Source organism: Pseudomonas syringae, from assembly GCF_023278085.1.
GTDB lineage: Bacteria > Pseudomonadota > Gammaproteobacteria > Pseudomonadales > Pseudomonadaceae > Aquipseudomonas > Aquipseudomonas syringae_Q.
In genome coordinates this window covers 3523881-3539193 of record NZ_CP066265.1, presented here as the reverse complement: position 1 = coordinate 3539193, position 15313 = coordinate 3523881, and the positions used below count along the sequence as shown (strand labels likewise).

The following is a 15313-nucleotide window of genomic DNA, read 5'->3' as shown; positions in this document are numbered from 1 at the left end:
GTCACGAAATGCGCTGCCACGCGGAGTGCTAATCGTTATACACAAATCCGCTTTTGATTCTGGCCGTAGGCCATAGGAGCGAACTTGTTCGCGAAAGAGCAGGTGTTCTCCGAAAATGCATTGTCTGAGCTACCGTCTTCGCGAACAAGTTCGCTCCTACGCCCTTCGGACAGAAGCAAGATGACGATATCCGCTGCCGAAAAAACTCACATGTGATGTGTATCTATCCTTGAATGCATCTGCTACGTTGCTCATCTGACTCACGGCCAGCAGCAGGAGGGAAGCGCTGATGCCTCGTAAAAAACAGGGTGACGCAGCAGTCCCGGCCAAGACGACTAAAAGCTCCACCGATTACATGCGTGAAATGCGTCTGCGACTCAAGGACGCCGGCCTGGTCAAGCGGGAATTCTGGATTCGGCCCGAGAATGTCGATGCCCTGCGTGGCATTGAAAAAGCGTTAAGACAGCCCTTTCTGGGCAAGAGGATCAAATTGGAGGATTTCATGACCGAGAACACCCACTGGACCATCAGCTCACTGCAGAAGGCTCTGTCCGAACTGGAGCTGGTGACGAACGGGAAAATCGAGCTCGACGTGACCGAAGGCGATGCATCAGGCATCAGGCTGACCATGGCCGAGTACGGCGACCTGCCGATTTACATTGCGGTGGAAGGCGAGCAGATTCTGGCTGACGCGACCCTGATCGAAGTCAACAAGGTCAAGAACGTGCAGGCATTCAACGACGTTGTGCTGCGCAGTCGTGACCTGTTTCCACTGTCCTCGGTCGGCATCGAAAAGCTCGGTGGCGATCAGGAAGTCTACTGCCTGTTCGGCGCACTGAGCGCCGCTTCGTCGCTCACCGTGATCGTGCAGGAAATCCTCACCCTCGCGGATAACGTGATACGTGCGGCCGACGCTTTTGAAGATCATTTCATCTACTGAACAGCGCTGTCAGGCGGAGAACATTCATGACTACGAGTATCTGGAAAAAACTGGTGACTGCCGTTCGTGGTGGCGCTTCCGAAGTGGGCGAGTCGATTGCTGACGCCAATGCCATCCGCATCCTGGACCAGGAAATCCGCGACGCCGAGAACGCGCTGGTCAAAGCGCGTGACGGGCTGATCACCATCAAGGCCAAGCACAAGCTGTCGGCTCAGCGTCTTGAAGAACATGCCACCAGCATTGCCAACTGGGAAGGCCGCGCCATGCAGGCGCTGAACAAGGGCGAAGAGGCCCTGGCGGTGGAATGTGCGAACAAGATTGCCGAGATCGAAGCCCTGCGTGATCAGGAGCAGGAACTCGCCGAGCAGTTCAACAAGCAGGTCGGTCTGCTGCAGGAGCAGGTGATCAAGGCCGAGTCACGCATCAAGAGCCTCAAGCAGCAGGTCGAGATGGCCAAGGCCCGCGAGACTGTGCAACGGGCGCGGGTCGCGACCGCCACTGCTACCGGTGGCGCCAGCGGTGCCGTGGAAACCGCCGTCGGTTCGCTGGCGCGCCTCAAGAAGCGTCAGGACGAACAGGATGCCAAACTGGAAGCGGCTGAAGAACTGGCCAGCCAGTCCAGCGGCAGCGACCTTGAGCGTCGTCTGCAAGACGCCGGAATCGGTGCCAAAAGCGGCGGCGCGGAAGACGTGCTGGCACGTTTGAAAGCCAAGAATCAGACGCCTGCCCAATAAGCATCGCGAGAAGCCTGGCGAGGGTCGGCAATGGAGTTTTCAAAACGACTCAAGGTCATCCTCGCCTTGTCGGCAGTGCTGATTGTGGTGCAGGCAATCAACTCGATCACCGGCAATGGTCTGGTGCATTTCGGTATTATTCCGCGCAACCTGACCGGGTTGCGCGGCATTGTGTTTGCGCCTTTTCTGCACGGTTCGATTCAGCACTTGCTCAGCAATCTGTTGCCGTTCATTGTGCTGAGCTGGCTGGTAGCCACCGAGGGCGTCAGGCGTTATGCGTGGGTCGCCGGGCTGATTTGCCTGCTGGGCGGGCTGTTGGTCTGGACCTTCGGCCGCAGCAATATTCATGTCGGCGCAAGCGGCCTGATCTTCGGCCTGTGGGCTTATCTGCTGGCGCGGGCGTGGTATCAGCGCAGCATCGCCAGCGTGTTGCTGGCGCTGATTGTGCTGGCCGGTTACAGCGGGTTGATTTTTGGCTTCGTGCCGGCGGCGGGTGTTTCGTTTGAATCACACATCGCCGGGGCGATTGCCGGTATGTGTGTGGCGTGGCTGATGCACTCCCGGGCATTGCTGGCAGCGAAGTGAGCCAGTCCGGCAAACCGTGTATGTACGCCGCTTAAAAAGGCCTATATCGCCTCCAGTCGTCTTCAAGGAAATGCACTATGAGTTGGTTCAAACGTGCCATGGGTCTGGAAGCCCCCAAGGCATCAGGTCGTGATGGCGAAAATACGCTTGGCACAGCCAGTCCGTTAGGGCTGGCATCGGGCCGCATGCTGTGCCTGGACAGTTCATTGAAACTGTTGCTCGACGGCTATTCGGAAGTGGTGATCCCGGCAGATGAAAAAGTCTGGGCGGTGGGGCGTGTCGATCTTGGTCAGTCGATGACCCTTCACCGTTTCTACCTCGATAACGAGGACTATTTCCTGCAAGTGGTCAGCAATGGTCCGAATCCGGAAGACGTCCAGGACATCATCCTGTTCGGCTACTACAGCGCCGTGCCTATCACCAGCAAGGACGAGTTGCTGCGCCTGACCGGCCCGTCGTCGAAGATCGGTCTGCCGACCTACGAACACGATGGCGAGGTATTCGAACGACAGTGGGGCACTGCGCCGGGACAGACCGAACTGACGCCACTGGATGAAGACATCGTCAGCCCCGACGCTGCTTATCGGGTCAAACACCTGAGCATGCTGTACGCCCGCGACACAGGCCTTATAAACCGCCGCGAGTTTCTGCTTTTTTCGGTAGAAGAAGACGAAGAGGGCAGCATCACGCTCACCACGGCGGTTGGCATTACGCTGCAATCCACTGATATCAACGTTCTTTGACAAGGAAATCATCATGATCGACGCGCTGCGTATGTCGCTCAATGCCACCGCTGTGTTCGGCTTCGTTATGTACATCCTGGTGGCGGCGATTCTGTTCGCCCTGTTCCAGTTCATCTACAGCAGGATCACGCCGCACAAGGAATTCGCGCTGATCCGGGAGAACAACAGCGCTGCGGCGGTGGCTCTGGGTGGCTCGCTGATCGGCTTCGCGTTGCCGGCCAGCAACATCATCAGTTACAGCATCAGCATTCTGGACGTGATTGTCTGGGTGGTGATTGCGGCCGTGGTCCAGTTGCTGGCGTTCGGCGTCACCAGTCTGGTGCTCAAGGGCCTTTCTGCGCGCATCGCCAAAGGCGAGCTGGCAGCAGCCATCTACTCGGCCAGCGTCGCCATCAGCGTCGGTCTTCTCAACGCAGCCTGCATGACCCCATCGGTCTGACGGCAGCCTTGAACAAGGAGACTCACGATGAGACGTAGTTCAGTAAAACTGGTGCTCGCCAGTACGCTTCCCCTGGCCCTCGCCGCGTGTGGTCCGTCTGAAGACAAGGACACGTTCAACGCCAAGGCCAACTTCAGTTCGGTGCAGGAATGCGTCGATGCCAAGGTGCCGGTGAATGTCTGTTCGGATGCCTACATGCAGGCGCTTTCGGATCATCGCCGCATAGCGCCGACCTACGATGACAAGGCGTCCTGTGACGCGGACTTCGTGCCGGATTATTGCCAGGTCACCTCTGACGGCAAGTACATGCCCAAGCTGGGCGGCTTCGAGCTGGGCTTCTCCGGACGTGTGCCCAAAGACGCGCTGGACAAGGCCAATCAGGAAGTTGCCCAGTCCGCTCCGGCAGGCATGAGCGGCACCACCGGGCTGATGGCTGGCCTGCTGATCGGCAATCTGCTCAGCAACGGTTTCGGCAACAACCGCTATTACTCGCAGCCCATTTACCAGACGCGTGATGATCGCGGCGGTTATTACAGCTCGTCGTTGCCCAGCCAGATCGACCGTGGCAAGACGTTTGGCCGTTCGACCCAGGCGCAATCCAGCCCGGACCGCAGCTATGGCAAGAGCACGCTGGGGCGCAATCTGGGCAGCTCGGGTTCTGGCTCCTCGTCGGTGTCATCGACCATTTCGCGTGGTGGGTTCGGCAGCCAGGCCTCGGCCCGCAGCGGCTGGGGTGGCAAGAGCAGCGGCAGCAGCAGTTTCGGAGGCTGACGGAGCGGTCCATGAAGAAGATCAGCATCGAAGAACGTCCGGACTGGCGCACGACTGCCGAGCGCGAGGGTTTCAACTTCCACACGATCGATGGCGAGCGCTACTGGGATGAGCGCGGGTATTACCTGTTCACCGAACAGCAGATTACCCGGGACCTTGAAGCGCCGACCCAGGCGCTGCACCAGATGTGCATGGATGCCGTGGCGCGAGTGGTGGACAGCGAAGAGTTGTTGCACCAGCTGGCGATTCCGGAAGCGTTTTTCGATGTGATTCAGGCGTCCTGGAAGCAGGGGCATCCGCATCTTTACGCACGCTTTGATTTTGCCTATGACGGTACGGGTCCGGCAAAGATGTACGAGATCAATGCCGACACACCGACCAGCCTGATGGAAGCCGGGGCGTTTCAACTGCTCTGGCTCGAAGAGCAGATGGCGCGCGAGGTTTTGCCTGCACATGCCACCCAGTTCAATTCGATTGCCGAGGATCTGGTTCGGGCGTTCGCCGAGTTTCCAGGGCAGAGCCCGTTCTATTTTTCGGCCATGTCCGGTTCCGTCGAGGACCGCGGCACAACCGACTTCCTGCGGCGCATGGCTGCCCACGTGGGCATCGATGCCAGGCATATCGACATCGAAGACATCGGGCTGGATGCCGAAGGGCGGTTTGTCGACCTGCAAGGGCGCTGGATCGAACGCCTGTTCAAGCTGCATGCGTGGGAACACATCTTTCACGAGGAATTCGGCAAGCATGTGCCCGCCAGTGGCACCCAGTTCGTTGAGCCTGCCTGGAAGGCGATTCTCAGCAACAAGGGCATATTGCCGTTGTTGTGGCAGTTCAACGAAGGGCATCCGAACCTGCTGCCTTCGCACATCGATCGAGACGTTACCAGACCCGTGCCCAAAGGGTGGGTGCGCAAACCGTACTTTTCCCGCGAGGGCGCCAACATCGAGATGCGCACGCCCGGCGACCAGGTCATTGCCGTCGACGGGCCTTACACCGATGCGCCGTATATTCTTCAGGCGTACTCGCCGCTCCCGAAATTCGGTGACAGCTACACGCTGATCGGCTCCTGGGTCATCGGCGATCTGGCATCCGGGATCGGTATCCGCGAAGACGATAGCCTGATCACCAAAGACACCAGCCGGTTCCTGCCGCACGTCGTCATCGACTGAGCCACCCCATTGCCTGCCTATAAGGTGTTACTTGCAGTTTGCCAGTAACACCTCCGCTGTTACTGCCAGTTTTTATTTCGGTATTTTATAGGTTTGTCATTAAGTCCATGCCTGACAATCGAACAGGTTTTATGGCCGGTAGTGTGGATAAACCAGTTTGAATAACCGTTTGTCATGACGCGTGCTGAAGAGTGTGCTTGATAACGGCCTTAATCTGTTTGTTTCCTTGTGTTGGCATTTGCGTTGCACTGTAATCGCCGCTGTAGGCTGTGTCGGGCAAATACGGGGCGCTTTGGTTTGGCCCGTGCTTAAGCGGTTTTAATGTGATGATCTATACGGGATAGTTTCCTACACGTCTGGATTCCACTGTCTTACAGTTTATTCCTGCGATCCAACAGGGCTCGTAGGGGAATACATGTGCGCTGAATATTTTATTCTGGCGTTTCAACAGACTGACAATCGCCCTGCGCATTATCTCGATAATAAAAACGCCGTTTACAACGGGAACACTATTGGCCGGGGCGTCAGACCGTCGTTCCGTGCCACGCATGCAAGGAGAGCAACATGCTCATGAAACAACTGATGGGGATCGCGTTGTCGTTAATGCTCGCGATCAACACCAGCCAGGGTGCTGACGTTATGCTGCCCGAAGGTCCATTGACTCCGCTGGGGGGCGAGAGGGCGGGCAATGCATCCGGAACCATACCGGCCTGGAACGGCGGAATCACGGAGCCGCCGCAGGGATATAAAGGCTCCGGTAGCCGCCATGTCGATCCTTATGCCGGCGACGAGCCGTTATTCACCATCACCCGCGCCAATCTGGACCAGCACCGTGAGCATTTGACGCCGGGGCAGGTGGCGATGTTTGAAACCTATCCCGCTACCTATCAGATGCCGATCTACCCGCCCCATCGCTCCGCATCAGCGCCGCAGTGGGTCTATGACAACACCCGACGAAATGCCGGGACAGCACGGCTGATCAGTGGTGGTAACGGATTTGTCGACGCGTATGGTGGCATTCCGTTTCCCGTTCCGAAAAAAGGCATTCAGGCCATCTGGAATCACATTGCCCGGTATCGTGGGCATTACGTGGTAAGACGCGCGTCCGAGGGGGTCGTGCAACGCAACGGAAGTTACAGCCTGGTCACCGCTCAGCAAGAAGTGCTGTTTCGCTTTTATGATCCCCGCGGAAGTTTTGCCAGTCTGGACAATGTGCTGTTCTATTACCTGTCGTTTTCTCACAGCCCGGCGCAATTGTCCGGCTCTGCCGTGTTGATACATGAAACGCTCGATCAGGTGCAGGAGCCGCGCCTGGCCTGGGCTTATAGTGCTGGACAACGCCGCGTGCGCCGCGCGCCGAGCCTGGCTTACGACCTGCCGGTGCCTGCTGCCGATGGCTTGCGCACGGCAGACGACACCGACATGTTCAATGGCTCGCCAGATCGCTACGACTGGAAGTTGCTGGGCAAGCGCGAGGTTTATATTCCCTACAACAACTATCGGATTTCCAGCCCTGATATCAGTTATCGGCAATTGCTGCAGGCGGGCCACCTCAACCCGGTCTACACCCGGCATGAGCTGCACCGGGTCTGGGTGGTCGAGGGTACGCTCAAGCTTTCTTCGCGGCATGTGTACTCGCGGCGCACGCTGTACCTGGATGAGGACAGCTGGCAGGCGGCAATCGTCGATCAATATGACGGGCGCGGCCAGTTGTGGCGGGGCTCCATGGCCTACCTGAAGAACTACTATGAGCTGCCGGCCATCTGGTCGGCGCTGGATGTCTTCCACGACTTGCAGGCCCGCCGTTATCACGTTCAGAACCTGGACAATCAGGAGCCGCACACCAGTGATTTCGGCCAGCCTGTGCCTGGCGTCAACGCGTTCGAACCCGCTGCATTGCGCCGTCAAAGCATGCGCTGAAACGCTGTCATCGACAGGCCGGGGGATCTGTCAGGTCAGTTTTCGTATCAGGCCCGCTGATGACTCATCAATCACGCCCGCGTGCTTAACAAAAGATAACGACATGTCGATTGTCAGGCATTTGCAAAGCTGCCTAGGATGGCCGTGCTTCCAGAAAGGCAGGGCCAGAGGAGTTGCGGGCGTCCTGGTCGATACAGACGGGTTGAATCGGCACCCGATAACAATAAAGAAAGGGGAGAACGTCATGCATGAGCCTTTCCAGTGGCGCGCCCGGTTATGCGCGGGCCTGTCCCTGACGATTCTGATGGGCTGCCCGCTCGCTGCCGGGGTGGCGATGGCGTCTGATCCGGCACCTGTGGCGGCGAGCGTCGCCGATACGTCCGGTTACGCCATTGAATCGGCAAAGGCCGCTCGGGGTCTGCTGCTGGATGTCGCTCATGCCGGTGCCCGGCTGGTGGTGGCAGGTGATCACGGACACATTCTCTATTCCGACGATCAGGGCAAAACCTGGCTTCAGGCCCGTGTGCCGACCCGGCAGTTATTGACCGCCGTGTTTTTCGTGGACGAGCAGCACGGCTGGGCAGTGGGCCACGATGCACAGATTCTGGCCAGCAGCGATGGCGGCAAGAGCTGGAGCAAGCAGTTCGAAGACCTGAAGCGCGAAGCACCGCTGCTGGATGTCTGGTTCAAGGACCTCGACAACGGCTTCGCCATCGGTGCCTACGGTGCGCTGCTCGGCACTCACGATGGTGGTCAGCATTGGGAGGATGTCAGCGACCGGCTGGACAACGAGGACCAATACCACCTGAACGGCATTGCGCAGGTAAAGGACGCAGGCCTGTTCATCGTCGGTGAGGCGGGCAGCATGTTTCGCTCCAGCGACGACGGGCAAACCTGGGAGAAGCTTGACGGCCCCTATCAGGGCTCGCTGTTTGGCGTGACGGGTACGGCGCAGCCTTCGACATTGCTGGCCTATGGTTTGCGCGGCAACCTGTTTCGTTCCAGCGACTTCGGCGACAGTTGGCAGCCGATAGAACTCAAAGGCGCACGCGGACCGCTGGAATTCGGTCTGGCCAGCGCCACGCTGATGGCCGATGGCTCGCTGGTGCTGGTCGGCAATGGCGGCAGCGTGATGCGCAGCACCAATGACGGCGAAACCTTCGAGGTGTTCAATCGTCCCGACCGCATCTCGTTGGCGGGTGTTACTGCCAATCAGCAAGGCAACCTGATTCTGGTAGGGCAAGGTGGCGTGCGCGTGACCTCGCCGACGGGCGCGGAAACGACCCAACAATAATAAGACCTTTCAGGGCGGGGACATTCAGGTATGGGCAATCTTCAACACGCGGCACATTCAGATGAAAAGGCAAGCTTCCTCGAACGCCTGATTTTCAATCATCGTCCGGCGGTGATTGTTCTGTGCCTGCTGACGAGTGTCTTTCTGTTCTGGCAAGCCCTGCAGGTCCGGCCTTCCACCAGTTTCGAGAAAATGATTCCGCTGTCACATCCGTTCGTTCAGAACATGATGACCCATCGCAACGAGCTGGCGAACCTGGGCAACACCGTGCGCATCTCCGTCGAGGCGCTGGACGGTGACATTTTCTCCAAAGCGTACATGGAGACCCTGCGCCAGATCAGTGACGAAGTCTTTTACATTCCCGGCGTGGACCGCTCCGGGCTCAAGTCATTGTGGAGCCCCAGCGTGCGCTGGACCGAAGTGACCGAGGAGGGCTTCGCGGGGGGCGAGGTCATTCCGCAAAGTTACGACGGCTCGGAAGCCAGTCTCGATCAACTGCGTAACAACGTGCTCAAGTCCGGGCAGGTCGGGCGGCTGGTGGCCAATGATTTCAAATCGAGCATCATTGATGTTCCGCTACAGGAAGCCTACCCGGACCCTGCGGACCAAGGCAGATTACTGGCGCTGGACTACCAGCAGTTCTCGCATCAGCTTGAAGAAAAGATTCGCGACAAATACCAGGCGCAGAACCCGGATATCAGGATTCACATTGTCGGTTTCGCGAAAAAGGTCGGCGACCTGATCGACGGCCTGTTCATGGTTGTGATGTTCTTTGGCATCGCTTTCCTGATCACATTGGTGTTGCTGATCTGGTTCACACGCTGTATCCGCAGCACCATTGCCGTCCTGAGCACCACGCTTATTGCGGTGATCTGGCAACTGGGCCTGATGCACGTGGTGGGGTTCGGCATTGACCCGTATTCGATGCTGGTGCCGTTTCTGATTTTTGCCATCGGTATTTCCCACGGCGTGCAGAAAATCAACGGCATCGCGCTGCAATCCAGCGAAGCCGAGGACGCGCTGACAGCCGCACGTCGCACGTTCCGCCAGTTGTTTGTGCCGGGCATGATCGCGATTCTGGCCGATGCGGTCGGCTTCATCACGCTGCTGATTATCGACATCGGAGTGATTCGCGAGCTGGCCATTGGCGCGTCCATCGGCGTTGCGGTGATCGTGTTCACCAACCTGATCCTGCTGCCGGTGGCGATTTCCTACGTTGGCATCAGCAAAAGGGCGGTCAGCCGCAGCAAGCAGGATGCGGTGTCCGAGCATCCTTTCTGGCGTCTGCTGTCGAACTTTGCCAGCGCCAGAGTCGCGCCCGTGTCGATTGTGCTGGCCCTGCTGGCCTTCGGTGGCGGGCTTTGGTACAGCCAGCACCTGAAGATCGGCGATCTCGATCAGGGGGCACCGGAGCTGCGCCCTGACTCGCGCTACAACCAAGACAACGCGTTCATCATCAATCACTACTCCACCAGCTCGGATGTGCTGGTGGTCATGGTCAAGACCCCGCCCGAAGGCTGCTCGGCGTACCCGACCCTGTCGGCGATCAACGAGCTGGCGTGGAAGATGGAAAACACCCAGGGCGTGCAGTCGGCCATTTCGCTGGTGACGGTTTCCAAACAGGTGATCAAGGGCATGAACGAGGGCAATCTGAAATGGGAGAGCCTGTCGCGCAACAAGGACGTGCTGAACAACTCCATCGCGCGTGCCGACGGTCTGTACAACACCGACTGCTCGCTGGCACCGCTGCTGGTGTTCCTCAACGACCACAAGGCTGAAACCCTGGACCGCGCGGTGCATGCCGTGCAGGACTTCGCCAGACAGAACGACAAACCGGACATGCAGTTCCTGCTGGCCGCCGGCAATGCGGGGATCGAGGCGGCGACCAACGAGATCATCAAACAGTCCGAGCTGATCATTCTGGTGCTGGTCTACCTTTGCGTGGCCGCCATGTGCATGATCACCTTCCGCTCCTGGGCGGCGACGCTGTGCATCGTCCTGCCACTGGTACTGACCTCCGTACTGGGTAATGCGCTGATGGCGTTCATGGGCATCGGCGTCAAGGTCGCGACCCTGCCGGTGGTGGCGTTGGGCGTGGGGATCGGCGTTGATTACGGCATCTACATCTACAGCCGTCTGGAAAGCTTCCTGCGCGCCGGCCTGCCGTTGCAGGAAGCGTATTACCAAACCCTGAAATCCACCGGCAAAGCCGTGCTGTTCACCGGCCTGTGCCTGGCCATCGGCGTGTGCACCTGGATCTTCTCGGCGATCAAGTTCCAGGCCGACATGGGGCTTATGCTGACCTTCATGCTGCTGTGGAACATGTTTGGCGCGCTATGGCTGCTGCCCGCGCTGGCGCGGTTCCTGATCAAGCCGGAGAAGATGGCAGGCAAGGTAGGCAATTCACTGTTTTCGCATTAAGCCCGCTATGGGGGTGGGCCAATGCTCCGCGCAGGCATGCCGTTTGCTATTTCTGGAGGCTGTACCGGCCTCTTCGCGAACAATACGGAACGCCGCCCCGGTCACTCCCGCGAAGACTTATGTATAACAACGAACGCTGGAGGGTGCGGAACGAGAAAAGCGCTTGGGGTAACCCTACGCTCCGCCCAGCACCACACTCAGCGCATTGCGCGCATCATCCAGTTGTACCAGCGAAGCATGGCGTGCGCCGAGGGCGTCGCGGTTCTGGATGGCGGTGAGAATGGCTTTGTGGCGGGGCATGGCCAGCTCGTGCAGGTTGGGGCGTTTGTTGGAGTATTTGAGCGCTTCGCGCAAGGCCAGTGACAGCATGTTGCACAGGTGCGCAAGCAGGTCGTTATGCGTGGCATCGGCGATGCGGCTGTGGAAGTCGAGGTCCGGTTGCAGCAGGTCTTCCGGGGTCGGAGCCGCTTCCATGCGCAGGTAAGCTTCGTGAATCGACTCGATCTCTTCGTCGGTGGCGTGTTGCGCGGCCAGTGCCGCAACGGCCGGTTCGATTACCGCACGCACGCTGGTCAGCAGGTTGAAAAATTCGTTCTGCGGCGAGCTTTGCATCACCCAATGCAGCACATCCGGATCCAGCAGGTGCCATTCGCGGCGAGCCTTGACCACCGTGCCGACACGCGGCCGCGAATAGACCAGCCCTTTGGCCACCAGAACCCGCGTGGCCTCACGCAAGACCGGCCGGCTGACGGCGTATTCTTCGCAGAGCAGCGCCTCGGCAGGCAGCTTTTCATCAGGCTTGAAGCGGCCGGATACGATCTGCATGCCCAGTTCCTGGACGATGCGGGCGTGCATGCTTTTTCGGTCGGATGGCTTTCGATAATCCATGGGAACGCTGGTCGGTCCTGGCGGTAGTGGCTGGGCATCATACCATCGCGTAACACTTACGGCGGTCGCCAAAACAAGGGACCGCCGCTTCTTTTAGTGCAACTAACTAGTGCGAGTGGCGGGGCACTTCGGAACCTCTACAGCCGACCAGGAAGTCGAAATCGCAGCCCTGATCGGCCTGCATGACTTTGTCGACGTACAGTTGGCGATAACCGCCGAGCAACAGCTGCGGTGGGGCTTGCCATTCTGCCAGGCGTGCGGCCAGTTCAGCTTCCGGGATGTCCAGATGCAAACGTCCGCTGGCGCAGTCGAGCTCGATCCAGTCGCCTTCCCTGACCACGGCGAGCGGACCACCGGCGGCCGCTTCTGGCGCGACGTGCAGCACCACCGTGCCGTAGGCCGTGCCGCTCATGCGTGCGTCGGAAATACGCACCATGTCCGTGACGCCCTGAGCAAGCAGTTTGGCCGGCAGGCCCATGTTGCCGACTTCGGCCATGCCCGGGTAACCCTTGGGGCCACAGTTCTTGAGGACCATCACCGAGCTGGCGTCGATGTCCAGGTCCGGATCGTTGATCCGCGATTTGTACATCTCGAAATTCTCGAACACCACCGCACGGCCACGATGCTGCATCAGTGCCGGTGTGGCGGCCGAAGGCTTGAGCACAGCGCCAAGTGGCGCAAGGTTGCCGCGCAGCACACAGATGCCGCCGTCGGCGCGAATCGGGTTGTCCAGTGCGCGGATCACTTGATCTTCGCCATAGATCGGAGAGTTGCAGGTGTTCTCGCCGATGCTCTTGCCGTTGACCGTCAGCGCATCAGGGTTGGGCAGCAGGTTGGCTTCGTTCATGCGCCGCAGTACCGCTGGCAGGCCACCGGCGTAATAGAACTCTTCCATCAGGAAGCGCCCGGAAGGTTGCAGGTCAACGATGGTCGGCATGCCCCGGCCCATGCGGGTCCAGTCGTCCAGGTCCAGGTCGACGCCGATGCGCCCGGCAATGGCTTTCAGGTGAATCACGGCGTTGGTCGATCCGCCAATCGCTGCGTTGACCCGAATGGCGTTTTCAAACGCCGCCTTGGTGAGAATCTTCGACAGGCGCAGGTCTTCGCGGACCATGTCGACGGCCCGCATGCCGGACATGTGCGCCAGCACGTAGCGTCGCGAATCCACCGCAGGAATGGCCGCGTTATGTGGCAACGAAGTACCCAGCGCTTCGGCCATGCAGGCCATGGTCGAGGCTGTGCCCATGGTGTTGCAGGTGCCAGCCGAGCGTGACATGCCGGCTTCGGCGGAGAGAAACTCGTCCAGGCTGATGGTCCCGGCTTTGTAGGATTCGTGCATCTGCCAGACGATGGTGCCTGCGCCGATGTCCTTGCCTTCATGCTTGCCGTTGAGCATCGGCCCGCCCGTCACCACGATGGCGGGGATGTCGCAACTGGCAGCGCCCATCAACAGGGCAGGGGTGGTCTTGTCGCAACCGGTCAGCAGTACTACGCCATCGATGGGGTTGCCGCGAATCGCTTCTTCAACGTCCATGCTCGCCAGGTTGCGAGTAAACATGGCCGTAGGGCGCAGGTTGGATTCACCGTTGGAAAACACCGGAAACTCGACCGGCCAGCCACCCGCTTCGATCACGCCACGTTTGACGTGTTCGGCTATCTGCCGGAAATGCGCGTTGCAAGGGGTCAGCTCCGACCAGGTATTGCAGATGCCGATAATCGGCTTGCCTTGAAACTGGTGGTCGGCAATGCCCTGATTCTTCATCCAGCTGCGGTACATGAAGCCATTCTTGTCGGCGGTGCCAAACCACTGGGCAGAACGGAGGGTCGGTTTTTTATCGGAGTCAGACATGATCGGCTCTCTTATTGTAAGACTTAATGGCGATACTGCTGGGTAAGGTAAGCCTAAAAAACGCGCATTGGAAGAGTTGGCAGATCAAATAGTATTACTATATAGTCGATTGTAGACGAGGGATCATCCTGGCGCATTTGGCAGCGTTATTCAGCACCGGGCACAGAGGTGATCTCCGCAGGTTCCATAACAAAAACAATGGGAGACCGCCTACATGAGCCAGGAACTGCGGCTTATACGCCGCATCACGTTCAAACTGATTCCTTTCCTCATCCTGCTGTACCTGATCGCTTATGTGGACCGCTCTGCCGTGGGCTTTGCCAAGCTGCACATGGGCGCAGACATCGGTATCGGCGACGCCGCCTACGGGCTGGGTGCCGGGCTGTTCTTCATCGGTTACTTTCTGCTGGAGATCCCAAGCAACCTGATGCTCGAGCGCTTCGGCGCTCGTCGCTGGTTCGCGCGGATCATGATCACCTGGGGCGCGATTACCATCGGCATGGCCTTTGTGCAGGGGCCGCACAGTTTCTATGTGATGCGTTTTCTGCTCGGCGCAGCCGAAGCGGGGTTCTTTCCCGGCGTGCTGTACTACATCACCCAATGGTTTCCGGTTCGCCATCGCGGCAAGATCCTTGGCCTGTTCATCCTCTCGCAACCCATCGCCATGATGATCACCGGGCCTGTTTCCGGCGGCTTGCTGGGCATGGACGGCGTGCTCGGCCTGCACGGCTGGCAGTGGTTGTTCATTGTCATCGGCACCCCGGCGATTCTGCTCACCTGGCCGGTACTGCGCTGGTTGCCGGATGGTCCGCAACAGGTCAACTGGATGGATCAGGCCGAAAAAGACTGGCTGACCGGAGAGCTGAAAAAAGACCTGGAAGCATACGGCCAGACCCGTCACGGTAATCCGCTGCATGCCCTGAAAGACAAACGTGTGCTGTTGCTGGCGCTGTTCTACCTGCCGGTGACCTTGAGTATCTACGGCCTGGGCCTGTGGTTGCCGACGCTGATCAAGCAGTTCGGTGGCAGCGACCTGACCACCGGTTTCGTGTCTTCGGTGCCTTACATCTTCGGCATCATCGGCCTGCTGATCGTGCCGCGCAGTTCCGACCGCCTCAATGACCGTTACGGACATCTCGCTGTGCTTTACGTGCTGGGTGCCATCGGGCTGTTTTGCAGTGCCTGGCTGACCCTGCCGGTGGCGCAACTGGCTGCGCTGTGTGTCGTGGCCTTCGCGTTGTTTTCCTGTACGGCGGTGTTCTGGACGTTGCCGGGACGTTTCTTCGCCGGTGCCAGCGCAGCGGCGGGTATCGCGCTGATCAATTCGGTCGGCAATCTGGGCGGCTACATCGGGCCGTTCGTGATCGGTGCATTGAAGGAAATGACCGGCAGCCTGGCGTCGGGTCTGTACTTCCTTTCCGGTGTCATGGTGTTCGGGCTGCTGCTCACCGGCATCGTTTATCACGTGCTGGAACGCAAGCACGTGCTGCCGGCAGACGAGTTCGCGGCGAGCGCCAGGTGAGTGCCAGGTGAGGCAGATGCAAGCTGCGAGCTTCAAGC

General features: G+C 59.1%; 13 protein-coding genes. 11 read left to right on the top strand and 2 right to left on the bottom strand.

All coding sequences use genetic code 11. From position 1 onward, the window contains the following. The first annotated feature begins 289 nt into the window (after window positions 1-289). The 10 genes from I9H07_RS15650 (at window position 290) to I9H07_RS15605 (ending at window position 11016) form a co-directional block, all read left to right on the top strand. Window positions 290-940: a YjfI family protein gene (locus tag I9H07_RS15650; RefSeq protein ID WP_024675020.1), complete on the top strand. Its 651-nt coding sequence runs from the start codon at window positions 290-292 to the stop codon at window positions 938-940. A 26-nt stretch (window positions 941-966) separates the two neighbouring features. After that, entirely contained in the window at window positions 967-1674 is a 708-nt protein-coding gene (locus I9H07_RS15645; RefSeq protein WP_236423256.1) for a PspA/IM30 family protein, read from the top strand. 30 nt (window positions 1675-1704) lie between these two features. Next, the gene (locus I9H07_RS15640) at window positions 1705-2259 is read left to right on the top strand and encodes a rhomboid family intramembrane serine protease (RefSeq protein WP_058392443.1); all 555 of its coding nucleotides are present in this window, start codon (window positions 1705-1707) and stop codon (window positions 2257-2259) included. Window positions 2260-2336: 77 nt separating this feature from the next. Next, window positions 2337-3002, top strand: coding sequence for a DUF2491 family protein (locus I9H07_RS15635; protein WP_024675017.1), 666 nt, complete (start codon window positions 2337-2339; stop codon window positions 3000-3002). 13 nt (window positions 3003-3015) lie between these two features. Further along, window positions 3016-3441 (top strand): DUF350 domain-containing protein, encoded by a 426-nt coding sequence (locus I9H07_RS15630; RefSeq protein WP_024644801.1) that lies wholly within the window; start codon window positions 3016-3018, stop codon window positions 3439-3441. Window positions 3442-3468: 27 nt separating this feature from the next. Next, window positions 3469-4212 carry a DUF1190 domain-containing protein gene (locus I9H07_RS15625; RefSeq protein ID WP_236423255.1) on the top strand — a complete coding sequence of 248 codons (744 nt, stop codon included), beginning with the start codon at window positions 3469-3471 and terminating at the stop codon, window positions 4210-4212. Between the two features lie 11 nt (window positions 4213-4223). Further along, window positions 4224-5381 carry a glutathionylspermidine synthase family protein gene (locus tag I9H07_RS15620; protein ID WP_024675015.1) on the top strand — a complete coding sequence of 386 codons (1158 nt, stop codon included), beginning with the start codon at window positions 4224-4226 and terminating at the stop codon, window positions 5379-5381. 564 nt (window positions 5382-5945) lie between these two features. Beyond that, entirely contained in the window at window positions 5946-7301 is a 1356-nt protein-coding gene (locus I9H07_RS15615; protein ID WP_248957184.1) for a DUF1329 domain-containing protein, read from the top strand. Window positions 7302-7545: 244 nt separating this feature from the next. Further along, window positions 7546-8595 carry a YCF48-related protein gene (locus I9H07_RS15610; protein WP_236423253.1) on the top strand — a complete coding sequence of 350 codons (1050 nt, stop codon included), beginning with the start codon at window positions 7546-7548 and terminating at the stop codon, window positions 8593-8595. A 30-nt stretch (window positions 8596-8625) separates the two neighbouring features. After that, complete coding sequence (locus tag I9H07_RS15605; RefSeq protein WP_236423252.1) at window positions 8626-11016, top strand: efflux RND transporter permease subunit; 2391 nt, start codon at window positions 8626-8628, stop codon at window positions 11014-11016. 174 nt (window positions 11017-11190) lie between these two features. Here I9H07_RS15605 and I9H07_RS15600 read toward each other — a convergent pair whose 3' ends face one another. Both I9H07_RS15600 and I9H07_RS15595 read right to left on the bottom strand, forming a co-directional pair. Further along, entirely contained in the window at window positions 11191-11904 is a 714-nt protein-coding gene (locus tag I9H07_RS15600; protein WP_024675011.1) for a FadR/GntR family transcriptional regulator, read from the bottom strand. A 106-nt stretch (window positions 11905-12010) separates the two neighbouring features. Beyond that, on the bottom strand, window positions 12011-13753 hold the full coding sequence (locus tag I9H07_RS15595) for an IlvD/Edd family dehydratase (RefSeq protein ID WP_024675010.1): 1743 nt from the start codon (window positions 13751-13753) through the stop codon (window positions 12011-12013). Window positions 13754-13967: 214 nt separating this feature from the next. Between I9H07_RS15595 and I9H07_RS15590 the strand changes: the two genes are divergently transcribed. Next, on the top strand, window positions 13968-15275 hold the full coding sequence (locus I9H07_RS15590; RefSeq protein ID WP_236423250.1) for an MFS transporter: 1308 nt from the start codon (window positions 13968-13970) through the stop codon (window positions 15273-15275). The last annotated feature ends 38 nt before the right edge of the window (window positions 15276-15313 follow it).